Origin of the sequence: Amycolatopsis tolypomycina (genome assembly GCF_900105945.1) — a bacterium.
Taxonomy (GTDB): Bacteria; Actinomycetota; Actinomycetes; order Mycobacteriales; family Pseudonocardiaceae; genus Amycolatopsis; species Amycolatopsis tolypomycina.
Genome location: NZ_FNSO01000004.1, coordinates 7,618,212 through 7,630,620, shown reverse-complemented (window position 1 = coordinate 7,630,620; position 12,409 = coordinate 7,618,212). Strand labels below are relative to the sequence as shown.

Genomic DNA, 12,409 nt, shown 5'->3' with positions numbered 1-12,409 from the left:
TCGGCTGGTGAGTGAACTCAGCCACGTCGACGAGACCGGCGCCGCCCGGATGGTCGACGTCTCCGGCAAGACCGCCACCGCGCGCACCGCGCTCGCCGCCGGGACCGTGCGGACCACCGCCGAAGTGCTCCGCCTGCTGGCCACCGACGGCCTCCCCAAGGGCGACGCCCTCGCCACCGCGCGGATCGCCGGGATCATGGGCGCCAAGCGCGTCCCCGAGCTGATCCCGCTGTGCCACCAGATCGCGCTGTCCGGGGTCAAGGTCGAGTTCGCGCTCGGCGAGGCCGAGGTCGGCATCCGCGCGACGGCCAAGACCACCGACGTCACCGGCGTCGAGATGGAGGCGCTGACCGCGGTGGCCGTCGCCGGGCTGACGCTGCACGACATGATCAAGGCCGTCGACCCGGCGGCGACGCTGGACGAGGTCCGCCTGCTCCGCAAGGACGGCGGCAAGACCGGAACCTGGGAGCGGCCGTGAAGCGCACCGCGCGCGTGATCGTGGCGTCCAACCGCGCCGCGAAGGGCGTCTACGAGGACAAGACCGGCCCGGTGATCGCCGCCTGGCTGGCGGACCGCGGCTACGACGTGCCGGCCCCGGTCGTCGTCGAGGACGGCGACCCGGTGGGCGTCGCGCTGCGGGCCGCGCTGGCCGACGGCGTCGCCGTGGTGCTCACCACCGGCGGCACCGGCATCTCGCCGACCGACCGCACCCCGGACGTCACCCGCGCGGTCCTGGACCACGAGCTGCCGGGCGTCGCGGACGCGATCCGCGCGGCCGGCCTGCCGAAGGTGCCGACGGCGGTGCTGTCGCGCGGTGTGGCGGGCGTGGCGGGCCGGACCCTGGTCGTGAACCTCCCGGGCTCCAGCGGCGGCGTCAAGGACGGCCTGGGTGTCCTGGAGGGCGTCCTGGAGCACGCCGTCGACCAGCTGGCCGGGGGTGACCACCCGCGGCCGGCCGCAGCGGCGCCGTCGGTGCGTGTCGCGCGGGCGCTGGTGACCGAGGAGCCGCTGTCGGTCGAGGAGCACGCCCGCCTGGTCGAGGACGACGCGGCGGGCGCGGTGGTGACGTTCGCGGGCGTGGTCCGCGACCACGACGGCGGCAAGGGCGTCCGCGACCTGACCTACGAGGGCCACCCGAGCGCCGGCCAGGTGATCGCCGACGTCGTCGCGGACCTGTCGGCGCGCTGGGCCGGTGTCCGCGCGGTGGCCGTGAGCCACCGGCTGGGTGCGCTGACGATCGGCGACGTCGCCCTGGCGTGCGCCGTGGCCGCGGAGCACCGCGGGCAGGCGTTCTCGGCGTGTTCGGAGCTGGTCGACGAGGTCAAGGCGCGGCTGCCGGTCTGGAAGCACCAGCACTTCACCGACGGCACGGACGAGTGGGTCAACTCGCCGTGATCCGGAACACCGCGACCCGGTCGGCGGCCGCGGCGAACTCGTCCGGATCGGCGCTGGTGACCAGTCCGAGCTTGACGAACATCGGCACCCCGTGCGGCACCTCGCGCGGGAAGGCGCGCATGACCCGCGCGCGAACGCCGGGATCGGTGATCTCGGTGAGCGTCACGGCCTGCCTCCGGCGGCCGTAGGCGAGCTCGCCCCGGCCCGCGGCGCGGACGTTGCGCGCCCAGTCGCCGTCGGGCAGCCCGGCGATGACGTACCGCTCGCCGTCGACGGTCAGCGGGGAGACCGGAGTGGGCCGCGGCGTGCCCGAGCGGCGGCCGGGGACGGTCAGGACGTGCACGGTGCCCAGCCGCAGGCCCAGGCGCGTCAGGAGGCGCACGAGGCGGTTGGCGGGGCGGAGCCAGCGGGGCAGGGCCTGGCGAGTGGTCGGCACGGCAAATCCTTTCGACGATCGAAATACTTACCGGCCAAGGTAGACTCTTTCGAGTGTCGAAGCAATCATGGGTCACCGAGGCAGCCCACGCGGCAGCGGCGTTCGGCGCGGCGAACGACGTGGTGGACGAGGCCGCCGCGGCGGCGTTCGGCGTGAACCGCACGGACCTGCGCATCATCGGCCTGGTGGCGGCCGCGGGAACGTTGACGGCGGGCCGGCTGGCGACGGAGGCGAACCTGAGCCCCGCGGCGACGACGACGGCGATCCAGCGCCTCACTCACGCGGGACACCTCACGCGGCGCACGGACGCCGACGACCGGCGGCGGGCGGTGGTGGAGCTGACGCCTGCGGCGGCGGAGCTGCTGGAGGAGGTTTACGGGCCGATCGAGCGGGCCGGGCGTGCGCTGCTGGCGGAGTATGCGCCGGAGCAGCTGGAGCTGGTGGTCGAGGTGCTCCGGAAGGGGGAGCGGATGCAGCTTGCGGAGGCGGAGCGGATCCGGACGCGCTGAGGGGCCTGGCGTTTGCCGGCGGGGGTTTGGCGGGCTCGGCGGCTTGGGTTCGGGTGTGGTCGCTGCGCTGGGCGGCTGGGGGCGGCTCTGGTTGTGCCTGGGGGCGCCTGTTGGCGGCTTCCGGCCGAGCGGAAGCGGCTGTGGGACCGCTGGGATGGCTTCCGGCCGCCGCTGGGCTGGCTGCCTGCGGGCGTGGCCTCGGTCGCCGCTGGCTGGCTTTGGGCCGTCGCTGGTGGCTCGGGTCCCGGCTGAGCGGCCTTCCGGCCGCCGCGGGGTTGGCCTCCGGCCCCCGACGTCCACCTTACCGGCGAGGACCGACAGTTCCGGCCCGCGGCCGTGGGACGAGTGAAGGGCTCCCACCGCCCGGGGGATCGGCGGTGGGAGCCCTTTCAGGTCACGGCTCGAGGCCGGACTCGCGCATCACTGCGTGATCGTCACTTGGTGGCGATCTTCTGCCCGACGAGGATCAGGTCCGCGTTCGGGATGTACTTCGCGTTCAGCTCCTGCAGCTTGGCGTAGCCGCCCTGGACGTTGAACTGCTTGGCGATCTTGGACAGGGTGTCGCCCGCCACGACGGTGTAGTCACCGGCCGGGTTGGAGCTGCTGACACCGGTCGCCGCGGGGGCAGCCGGGGCCGCCTTCTTCGGGGCGGTCGCGGTCGTGCTCTTCTTCGGGGTCACCTTCTTGGTGGTCTTGCCGGTGGCCTTGGGGGCCGACGAACCGCTGCCGCCCTTCTTGCCACAGACCGGCCACGCGCCGATGCCCTGACCCTGCAGGACGCGCTCGGCCACGGCGATCTGCTCCTCGCGGGAAGCGTTCGCCGCGCTGCCGGTGCCGCCGTAGGCCTTCCAGGTGCTCTGCGAGAACTGCAGGCCGCCGTAGTAGCCGTTGCCGGTGTTGGTGCTCCAGTTGCCGCTGCTCTCGCACTGCGCGATGGCGTCCCAGTTGGTCGCCGACGCGGGGGTCGCGGCGATCGCGAGGGGAGCGCCGACCGCGATGCCCGCGATGGCGACGCGAGCGACGGTGCGGGTGGCAGCGGACATCTTGCGGTGCTTGCCTCGGTAAGACATTTGGATGCTTCTCGGTTTCCCAGCGCCTGCGAACCGATGTGCGGGTCAGGATCGGGGTCCTGGCGCCGACCATCCCAGGCCGGCAGACGAGTCCGACGCACGGCGCGTCTTCGTCGTCCCCTCGTCCCTGTCCGGAAATGCTTTCGCTCGGGGTATGGGTCCGGGGATCCGTTGGACAGGGCTAGGCGCTACGGATTCCCGGTCTTGCGTCGGTCGGTCGGGGCCAACCGAAAAGCGACGGTACGTAACGAGCGCCGTGATCGGAAATTATTCGGGGCGTGACCTACGTCACAGTAACGGCACGGAACCCCTGTCGATACGCCTGTTTGTGCAGGTCAGAGGGCCGTTATCTGCCCGTTTCCTACCCGAGATAAAACACGGATCGTGAGGCTTGCATCACGTGTTTCGCGTAGCGAATGGGCCATTCGCGACGCCCGGTTCGCGATTGAAGCGCGCATCTTATGACTCTGGCGGGTACCACGCCAGACTTGACAATCCTGCCTCAACTGCCCCAGGAGTCACAGCAGTCCCACCTGTTCGGGCGGTTTCCCGCCCCGGTCGGAGCTGCAACGGCCGCCGAGGTCGCCGCCCGCGGCCGACGCAGGGCGACGGACCAGGTGAAACAGGTCACCGGAAGGGTGGCGACGGGGCGCGCTCAGCTTCTCGCGAACACCCGGAATTGGTGACGCGCCACGCCGAGGGGCGGCGAAGCACGTCGCCGAGCGGTCGGCCGCCGTACCCGAGCGGTCGCCGTTTTACAGGGAGGGCGAAGTCGGGACGCCTCCGCCGGACGGACCACACGCTTGCTTCGGCACAAGCCGGGCAGGGCGGCCTGCGCGCCCCGAGGGCCGGCTCGCCTACGCCGGGGGTCGGCTCGCGCGCCCGAGGGTCGGCTGACGTGCCCGGCAGTCGGCTCGCGTACCCCCAGGGTCGGCCTGCGCGCCCCGGGGGCGGCTCGCGTGCCCGAAGGGTCGGCTCGCGCCCGAGGGGCGGCGGGTCAGCCGCCGGCGAAGGGCGGTAGGACGTCCAGCGCGGCGCCGTCGTGCAGGGGGCGGGTCAGGTCGCGGACCGCGATGCCGTCCAGCAGGTAGCTGACCGCCTCCAGGAGCCGCGGCAACGACGCGGGGTGCAGGCGGGCCAGCTCGGCCACCGCGTCGGCGACCGATGCCCCGGCCGGCAGCTGCACCTTCTCCTCCTCGACGCCGGCCGCCGCCCGCGCTGCCGCGAAGTACCGGACCGCGATGGTCACCGTCGTCATCTCAACCGCCGATCGCGCTCATCGGCCGGATCGGCTGCGCGAACCCGGCGTCGTTGATCTCGTGGCCGGCGAGCTTGCCCCACATCGTCGCCCGCCAGGCGTCCGCCACCTCCTCATCGCGCGCGCCCGCGCGCACGAGGGACCGCAGATCCGTCTCGTCGTTGCTGAACAGGCAGGAGCGCACCGCGCCGTCCGCGGTCAGCCGCGTCCGCTCGCAGGCCGAGCAGAACGGCCGGGTCACCGACGCGATCACGCCGACGTCGCCGGGGCCGCCGTCGACCAGCCAGCGCTCGGCAGGCGCGCCACCGCGGGCCTCCGAGGCCGGCGTCAGCTCGAACGCGGCCGAAAGCACCGAAAGGATCTCCGCCGCGGTGATCATCTCGCCGCGGTTCCAGCCGTGCTGGGCGTCCAGCGGCATCTGCTCGATGAACCGCAGGTGGTAGCCCTCGTCGAGGCAGAACTTCAGCAGCGGCACGGCTTCGGTCTCGTTGAGCCCGCGGATCAGCACCGCGTTGACCTTCACCGGCGCCATCCCGGCGTCCCGCGCCGCGGCGAGGCCCGCGATCACGTGCGAGAGCCGGTCGCGCCGGGTGATCGTCTTGAACAGCTCGGGGTCGACGGTGTCGAGCGAGACGTTGATCCGGTTCAGCCCGGCCTCGGCGAGGCCCGCGGCGCGTCGGGCCAGCCCGATCCCGTTGGTGGTCATGGACAACCGCGGCCGGGGCGACAACGCCGTGATCCGCGCCACGAGGTCCTCGAGGCCCGGCCGCAGCAGCGGTTCGCCGCCGGTGAGCCGGATGTCGGTGACGCCGAGCTGCTCGACGGCGATCCGCATCAGGCGGACCAGCTCGTCGTCGGTCAGCACCTGTTCGCCCGGCATCCAGTCGAGGCCTTCCGCGGGCATGCAGTAGGTGCAGCGCAGGTTGCACCGGTCCGTCAGGGAAACCCGCAGATCGGTGGCCACCCGGCCGAAGGTGTCGATGAGGCGGGGGTTCTCGGGCCGGGGCACGCGAGATGACCCTCGTGTACCGGGGACGCGAGGAAACCCGAGATCCACAGCTGTCATTACGCACAGAGTAGCTCCGGAACGCCCGTCTGGGATACTTTGCGCAGTGAGTAGTTCAGCAGCCGAACTAAACGAGGGCTCGTGACGGAAAAGACTTACCCGGTCACCGAAGACGAACTCTTCCGCTTCGCGGAATTGGGCCGCCAGGGCAGCACCTTCACCGTCCTGCGCCACGCCAGGATCGCCGAGCGGATGGGCCTGTCCGGCACCGACCACAAGACGTTCGACCTCGTCAGCCAGGCCGACGGGCCGCTCACCGCCGGCCGGATCGCCGGGCTGACCGGCCTGTCCACCGGCGCTGTCACCGGCGTCATCGACCGGCTGGAGAAGGTCGGCCTCGTCCGCCGCGTGCGCGACCCCGAGGACCGCCGCAAGGTGCTGGTCGAGGTGGTTCCGGGTGCGGCCGACCGCTTCGCGCCGCTCTTCGAGTCGGCCTTCGGCACCCTCCGGGACCTGCTCGCGCAGTTCTCCCCGGCGGAGCGAAAAGTGATCGAGCGTTATCAGAATGTCATGCTCGACGAGCTGCGCGCCGAAGTCATGGGCAATGCGAGCCCCGCGTAGCTTTTCCTCAACTGCGGATATAACGTCTGCTGCATGCCGCAATTTCGGTTGTCCGAGGCCGCGCGCCTGCTCGGGGTCAGCGACGACACCGTCCGGAGGTGGGTGCGCGCCGGTCAGCTGACGGCGACCGACGACGCCGCCGGCCGCAAGGTCGTCGACGGCGCCCAGCTCGCCGGGTTCGCCCGGGCGCAGGCCGCCGCGCCCGACGACCCGTCGGCGGTCGGCCGGTCCGCCCGCAATAGGTTCGTGGGGCTGGTCACCGAGGTGATCACCGACAAGGTGATGGCCCAGGTGGAACTGCAGTGCGGGGCGCACCGCGTGGTGTCCCTGATGAGTACGGAAGCCGTCCGCGAGCTGGGCCTGCGCCCGGGGGTGCTCGCGGTCGCGGTGGTCAAAGCGACCACTGTTGTGGTGGAGACACCGGAAGGAAGTCGATGAAGAAGCTCGCTCTCGTCGTGGCCGCGGTCGCCCTGTTCGCGGGCGCGTGCAGCAGCTCGGACGAGCCCAGCACGCAGCCCGGCGCGTCGGTCACCGCGCCCGCGCCCAAGGGGGCCGCGAACTCGAACGAGCCCAGCACGCTGACCGTGTTCGCCGCCGCGTCGCTCACCGAGTCGTTCACCGCGCTCGGCAAGGCGTTCGAGGCGCAGCACCCCGGCACCACCGTGAAGTTCAGCTTCGCGGGCTCGTCCGGCCTGGTCCAGCAGCTGACCAACGGCGCCAAGGCCGACGTCTTCGCCTCGGCCGACCAGGCCAGCATGGACAAGGCGAGCCAGGGCGGCGTGATCGAGGGGCAGCCGGCGGTCTTCGCGACCAACAAGCTCGCCATCGCGGTGGCCCCGGGCAATCCCAAGGGCATCAAGTCCTTCGCCGACCTGAACAAGGCCGGCCTGACTGTGATCACCTGCGCGCCGCAGGTGCCGTGCGGGGCGGCGACCAAGAAGGTCGAGACGGCCACCGGTGTCACGCTCAAGCCGAAGAGCGAGGAGCAGGACGTCAAGCAGGTGCTGAACAAGGTCGCCTCCGGTGACGCCGACGCGGGCCTCGTCTACGTCACCGACACGACGTCGGCCGCGGGCAAGGTCGACAAGGTCGACTTCCCCCAGGCGGCCCAGGCGATCAACAGCTACCCGATCGCCGCGGTCAAGGGCGGCCAGGCCGAACTGGCGCGCCAGTTCGAGGAGTTCGTGCTCGGCACCGAGGGCAAGAACGAGCTGACGAAGGCCGGGTTCGGCCCTGCGCAGTAAGCGGTTCCCGAACGGCCGGCCCGGATCCGTCCCGGCCGGCCGTTCGCGCGTCCCGTGGGTGCTCGGCATCCCCGCCGCGCTGGCGCTGGCGCTCGTGGTCCTGCCGGTCGTCGGCCTGCTGGTCCGCTCCGACCTGACGCGGCTGCCGTCGCTGATCGCCACGCCGTCGTCGTGGCACGCGCTGCGGCTTTCGCTGGTCACCGCCGGGCTGTCCACAGTGGCCTGCGTGCTGCTCGGCGTGCCGCTCGCCGTCGTCCTCGCCAGGGCGTCGTTCTCCGGGGTCCGGCTGTTGCGCTCGATCGTGCTGCTGCCCCTGGTCCTGCCGCCGGTCGTCGGCGGGCTCGCGCTGCTCTACCTGCTCGGCCGCAAGGGTTTCCTCGGCGCCCTGATCACCGCGCTGACCGGCGAGTCCGTCCCGTTCACCACGGCCGCCGTGGTCATCGCGCAGACGTTCGTCGCGATGCCGTTCCTGGTGGTCAGCCTCGAAGGCGCGCTGCGCGGCTCGGGCGACCGCTACGAGCAGGTCGCCGCGACGCTCGGCGCGCGTCCGTGGACGGTGTTCCGCCGGGTCACGCTGCCGCTGCTGCTGCCCGCGCTCGGCTCCGGCGTCGTCCTCAGCTTCGCCCGCGCGCTCGGCGAGTTCGGCGCCACGATCACCTTCGCCGGCAGCCTCGAAGACGTCACCCGCACGCTGCCGCTCGAGGTCTACACCCAGGCCGAAGTGGACATCGACAGCGCTGTCGCGCTCTCCCTGCTGCTCATCGTCGTGGCGGTGGTCGTGATCGCCGTCGCGCGGCCGCGCTCGTGGGAAGGCGGCCTCCGGTGAGCCTCGCCGCCCGGATCACCGCCGTGCGCGGCTCGTTCGACCTGGACGTCGACCTCGAGGTGCCCACCGGAACCGTGCTGGCCCTGCTCGGTCCGAACGGCTCCGGCAAGTCGACGGTCCTGGGCTGCCTGGCCGGGCTGATCACGCCGGCGTCGGCGGAGATCACGGTGGCCGGCCGTGCGCTGGCCGGCCTGCCGCCGCACCGCCGCGGCATCGGGCTGCTCTCCCAGGACGCCCTGCTCTTCCCGCACCTTTCGGCGGCGGACAACGTCGCCTTCTCGCCGCGCTCGACCGGCGCCGGCCGCCGCGCCGCCCGGGAGCGCGCCTTCTACTGGCTGGCCGAAGTGGACGCCGTCGCGCTGGCCGACCGGCGGCCGGGGCAGTTGTCCGGCGGGCAGGCCCAGCGCGTCGCGATCGCCAGGGCGCTGGCCGCCGAGCCGGACCTGCTGCTGCTCGACGAGCCGTTCGCCGCTCTCGACGTCGACGCCGCGCCGGCGATCCGCGGCCTGCTGCGGCGGGTGCTCAAGACCGGGCCGACGACCGTGCTCGTCACGCACGACCCGCTGGACGCCCTCGCGCTCGCCGACCACGTCGCGGTGCTGAACGACGGCCGGGTCGTCGAACGCGGCCCGACCCGGGAAGTCCTTTCGGCGCCGCGGACGGCGTTCACCGCGCGGATCGCCGGCCTGAACCTGGTCGCCGGCACCGCGGTCGCCGAAGGGCTGCGGACGGCGTCGGGCGAGGTCGTCAGCGGCCTCCCGGCGGCCGACGTGGTGCCGGGCGAGCCCGCGGTGGCGGTGTTCCCGCCCAACGCGGTGGCCGTCTACGCCAGCGACGGCGAGCACCGCGGCAGCCCACGCAACACGACCGACGCCGTCGTCGCGGCTCTGGAGCCGCACGGGCCGGTGATCCGCGTCCGCGCCGAGGGCGACGGCTGGGCCAACGGCCTCACCGCCGACCTCACCCCGGCCGCCGTGGCCGAGCTCGCGCTGGAGCCCGGCTCGGCGGTGACGCTGTCGGTGAAGGCCGCGACCGTGGCGATCCACCCGGCCGCGGCCTCCTGACTCACTCCTCGTGGTGGTGGCCGCCGCCGAACTGCCCGGCCACGAGCAAGAACTCGCCGTCGATTTCGTTGGATGACGTACTTTCGGGCAATTCCGAAGTGCGGCCCTATCTTGGCGGTCATCGGAATTGCGGCAATTCCCGGGTCACCGCGAGCTTCGATGATTTCGGTCGTTATTCGCCCTTTTGGCGAGCGCCACAGGTGTCTCGCGCGCGTGATAGGTTCCGACCATGAACGAGCGCCGGTGGACGTACCTCTCCGACATGGACGGCGTCCTGGTGAAGGAGGAGCACCTCGTCCCGGGGGCCGACGAGTTCCTCGCCGAGTTGAAGGCGAACGGCATCGACTTCCTGGTGCTGACGAACAACTCGATCTACACCCCGCGCGACCTGCGGGCGCGGCTGGAGCGCACCGGGCTCGACATCCCCGAGGAGTCGATCTGGACCTCGGCGCTGGCGACCGCGAAGTTCCTCTCGTCGCAGCGGCCGAACGGCTCGGCGTACGTCATCGGCGAAGCGGGCCTCACCACGGCGCTGCACGAGGTCGGCTACGTGCTGACCGAGCGTGACCCCGACTACGTCGTGCTGGGCGAGACCCGCACGTACAGCTTCAGCGCCATCACGCGCGCGATCCGGCTGATCGAGGGCGGCGCGAAGTTCATCGCGACGAACCCCGACGCGACCGGCCCCAGCCTGGAGGGCTCGATGCCGGCCACCGGGTCCGTCGCGGCGCTGATCGAGAAGGCCACCGGGCGCTCGCCGTACTACGTCGGCAAGCCGAACCCGCTGATGATGCGCTCGGCGTTGCGCCGATTGGGTGCGCATTCGGAGTCGACCTTGATGATCGGCGACCGGATGGACACGGACGTGCACTCGGGCATCGAGGCCGGGCTGCAGACGATCCTGGTGCTCACCGGCATATCCACCCCGGAGTCGGCCGAACGCTATCCGTACCGGCCCACCATGGTGATCGACTCCGTCGCCGACCTGATCGGGCGAACCGGGGACCCGTTCGGCGAAGGCTGACCGTGAGCCGCGGGGCCGCAGGGCATATCGTCAGCGGATGAGCAAGTCGACGTACGTGGTCGGCGACGTCCACGGGCACCGTGACGAACTCGCCGACGCGCTGAGATCCGAAGGCCTGGTCGACGAGGAAGACAACTGGTCCGGTGGTGAGGACCAGCTGTGGTTCCTCGGCGACTTCGTCGACCGCGGCCCCGACGGCGTCGGCGCGATCGACCTGGTCATGCGGCTCGAAGCGCAGGCGGCCGAGGCCGGCGGCCAGGTCCAGACGCTGCTGGGCAACCACGAGATCCTCGCGCTGGGGATGTACCACTTCGGCGACGAACCGGTGCCGTCCGACTTCGGCCCGCGCAGCTTCGCCCGCAGCTGGGAGATCAACGGCGGCCTGCTCGCGGACCAGGACCGCCTGACGCCGGAGCACATCGAGTGGCTGACCGCGCGCCCGCTCGCCGCCGTCGCCGCCGACCACCTGCTGCTGCACTCGGACACGCTGGAGTACCTCGACTGGGGCTCGTCGATCGACGAGATCAACGAGGCGGCTCGCGAGATCCTCGAGGGCAGCGACATCGAGGCCTGGTGGGACGTCTGGCGCCGGATGACCACGCGCTACGCGTTCCGCGGCCCGGACGGCGAGGAAAACGCCCAGAAGCTGATGGACGCCCTCGGCGGTTCGCGGATCGTGCACGGGCACAGCGTGATCGCCGACCAGCTGGGCATCCACCCGACCCAGATCGAGGGCCCGTTCCTGTACGCGGGCGGCAAGGCGCTGGGCGTCGACGGCGGCCTGTTCGTCGGCGGGCCGTGCCTGGTGGTCGAGCTGCCGTTCTCGCCGGAGTCCTAGGCGATCTCGACGATCTCCTTGCCGAGCGGCACGAGGGACACCGGGATCAGCTTGAAGTTCGCGATGCCGAGCGGGATGCCGACGATCGTGAGGCAGAGCGCGACGCCGGTGAGGACGTGCCCGAGCGCCAGCCACCACCCGGCGAAGACGAACCAGACGACGTTCCCCACGCAGGAGGCGGCGCCCGCGTCCCGCCGGTCGACGACCGTGCGCCCGAACGGCCAGAACGCGTAGCGCGCGATCCGGAACGACGCCAGCCCGAACGGGATGGTGACGATGAGGATGCAGCAGATGACGCCGGCGATCAGGTAGCCGACGGCCATCCAGAAGCCGCACAGGACGAGCCAGATGATGTTCAGCAGCGTGCGCATCAGACGTGCAGCTCCCCGCTCAGGACGGTGACGGCTTGGCCGGTGAGGTGGACGCGGTCGCCGTCCTGGCGCGTCCGGACGAGGCCGCCGCGTGCGGAGGCTTGCTCGCCCGTGAGTTCTTTATCGTTCAGCCGCTCGGACCAGTAGGGCGACAGGATGCAGTGCGCCGAGCCGGTGACGGGGTCTTCGTCGATCCCGATGCCGGGGGCGAAGAAGCGGCTGACGTAGTCCGTTTTGTCGCTTTGCGCGGTGACCAGCAGGCGCCCGGTCCAGGTGTGCTTGAGCTTGTCGAGGTCCGGTTCGAGGGTGCGCACGGTCTCGGCGTCCTTGACGACGGCGAAGAGGTTTTCCGCGCCGCGGCCGGTGTATTCGATGTCGACACCGGGCAGGATTTCGGACAGGTCGTCGTCGGTGGGCCGGGGTGGATCGGAGGGGAAGTCCAGCTCGACCCAGCCGTCTTTGGCGGTGGCCCGCAGCTCACCGCTCTTGGTGTCGTAGGTCTGCTCGCCGCCGAGAACGTGCGTGACGGCAAGGGTGGCGTGCCCGCAGAACGCAACCTCGACGACGGGGGTGAACCACCGGAGCGACTTCGTCGCGGCGACGTGGAAAGCGGTTTCGGCGTGCTTCATCTCGGCGGCAACGGCCTGCATCCAGGCGGGATCGGCGGGTTCGTCCAGCAGGACGACCCCGGCCGAGTTCCCGGCGAAGGCCCGGTCGGTGAAGGCGTCGACGATGAAGAAGCGCATA

At 71.7% G+C, this 12,409-nt stretch carries 16 protein-coding genes; 10 read left to right on the top strand and 6 right to left on the bottom strand.

Annotation, left to right across the window (positions count from 1 at the left end):
* The first annotated feature begins 7 nt into the window (after window positions 1-7).
* The gene (gene moaC, locus BLW76_RS44875; protein ID WP_091318516.1) at window positions 8-478 is read left to right on the top strand and encodes a cyclic pyranopterin monophosphate synthase MoaC; all 471 of its coding nucleotides are present in this window, start codon (window positions 8-10) and stop codon (window positions 476-478) included.
* Window positions 475-1,395 (top strand): molybdenum cofactor biosynthesis protein MoaE, encoded by a 921-nt coding sequence (locus tag BLW76_RS44870; protein ID WP_091318515.1) that lies wholly within the window; start codon window positions 475-477, stop codon window positions 1,393-1,395. The genes moaC and BLW76_RS44870 overlap by 4 nt, the downstream gene beginning before the upstream one ends.
* On the opposite strand, the gene BLW76_RS44865 is transcribed toward BLW76_RS44870, so the two are convergent.
* A complete protein-coding gene (locus tag BLW76_RS44865) occupies window positions 1,382-1,831 on the bottom strand; it encodes a nitroreductase/quinone reductase family protein (protein ID WP_091318513.1) in 450 nt (149 codons plus the stop codon). The genes BLW76_RS44870 and BLW76_RS44865 overlap by 14 nt on opposite strands.
* Window positions 1,832-1,884: 53 nt before the next feature.
* On the opposite strand from BLW76_RS44865, the gene BLW76_RS50325 reads away from it, so the two are divergent.
* Window positions 1,885-2,340, top strand: coding sequence for a MarR family winged helix-turn-helix transcriptional regulator (locus BLW76_RS50325; RefSeq protein ID WP_091318511.1), 456 nt, complete (start codon window positions 1,885-1,887; stop codon window positions 2,338-2,340).
* A gap of 434 nt (window positions 2,341-2,774) precedes the next feature.
* On the opposite strand, the gene BLW76_RS50630 is transcribed toward BLW76_RS50325, so the two are convergent.
* The 3 genes from BLW76_RS50630 to moaA form a co-directional block, all read right to left on the bottom strand.
* Entirely contained in the window at window positions 2,775-3,410 is a 636-nt protein-coding gene (locus BLW76_RS50630; RefSeq protein ID WP_091318509.1) for a LysM peptidoglycan-binding domain-containing protein, read from the bottom strand.
* A gap of 997 nt (window positions 3,411-4,407) precedes the next feature.
* A complete protein-coding gene (locus BLW76_RS44850) occupies window positions 4,408-4,668 on the bottom strand; it encodes a MoaD/ThiS family protein (protein WP_167384938.1) in 261 nt (86 codons plus the stop codon).
* 1 nt (window position 4,669) lies between these two features.
* Window positions 4,670-5,677: a GTP 3',8-cyclase MoaA gene (gene moaA / locus BLW76_RS44845; protein ID WP_091318507.1), complete on the bottom strand. Its 1,008-nt coding sequence runs from the start codon at window positions 5,675-5,677 to the stop codon at window positions 4,670-4,672.
* 138 nt (window positions 5,678-5,815) lie between these two features.
* On the opposite strand from moaA, the gene BLW76_RS44840 reads away from it, so the two are divergent.
* The 7 genes from BLW76_RS44840 to BLW76_RS44810 all read left to right on the top strand — a co-directional run bounded on the left by BLW76_RS44840 (window position 5,816) and on the right by BLW76_RS44810 (window position 11,291).
* Window positions 5,816-6,295 (top strand): MarR family winged helix-turn-helix transcriptional regulator, encoded by a 480-nt coding sequence (locus BLW76_RS44840; RefSeq protein WP_091318505.1) that lies wholly within the window; start codon window positions 5,816-5,818, stop codon window positions 6,293-6,295.
* Between the two features lie 33 nt (window positions 6,296-6,328).
* A complete protein-coding gene (locus tag BLW76_RS44835) occupies window positions 6,329-6,733 on the top strand; it encodes a TOBE domain-containing protein (protein ID WP_091318504.1) in 405 nt (134 codons plus the stop codon).
* Window positions 6,730-7,539, top strand: a complete 810-nt coding sequence (modA, locus tag BLW76_RS44830) for a molybdate ABC transporter substrate-binding protein (RefSeq protein WP_091318502.1) — start codon at window positions 6,730-6,732, stop codon at window positions 7,537-7,539. The genes BLW76_RS44835 and modA overlap by 4 nt, the downstream gene beginning before the upstream one ends.
* A gap of 58 nt (window positions 7,540-7,597) precedes the next feature.
* A complete protein-coding gene (locus BLW76_RS44825) occupies window positions 7,598-8,365 on the top strand; it encodes an ABC transporter permease (RefSeq protein WP_091318499.1) in 768 nt (255 codons plus the stop codon).
* Window positions 8,362-9,429 (top strand): sulfate/molybdate ABC transporter ATP-binding protein, encoded by a 1,068-nt coding sequence (locus tag BLW76_RS44820; protein WP_091318497.1) that lies wholly within the window; start codon window positions 8,362-8,364, stop codon window positions 9,427-9,429. Before BLW76_RS44825 ends, BLW76_RS44820 begins: the two co-directional genes overlap by 4 nt.
* Before the next feature lie 229 nt (window positions 9,430-9,658).
* Complete coding sequence (locus BLW76_RS44815) at window positions 9,659-10,453, top strand: HAD-IIA family hydrolase (protein ID WP_091318495.1); 795 nt, start codon at window positions 9,659-9,661, stop codon at window positions 10,451-10,453.
* 37 nt (window positions 10,454-10,490) lie between these two features.
* Entirely contained in the window at window positions 10,491-11,291 is an 801-nt protein-coding gene (locus BLW76_RS44810; protein WP_091318493.1) for a metallophosphoesterase family protein, read from the top strand.
* Here BLW76_RS44810 and BLW76_RS44805 read toward each other — a convergent pair.
* Window positions 11,288-11,662, bottom strand: coding sequence for a YccF domain-containing protein (locus BLW76_RS44805; protein ID WP_091318492.1), 375 nt, complete (start codon window positions 11,660-11,662; stop codon window positions 11,288-11,290). The two genes, BLW76_RS44810 and BLW76_RS44805, sit on opposite strands and share 4 nt — an antisense overlap.
* A complete protein-coding gene (locus tag BLW76_RS44800; RefSeq protein ID WP_091318490.1) occupies window positions 11,662-12,408 on the bottom strand; it encodes a PhzF family phenazine biosynthesis protein in 747 nt (248 codons plus the stop codon). Before BLW76_RS44800 ends, BLW76_RS44805 begins: the two co-directional genes overlap by 1 nt.
* Window position 12,409: the final 1 nt, after the last annotated feature.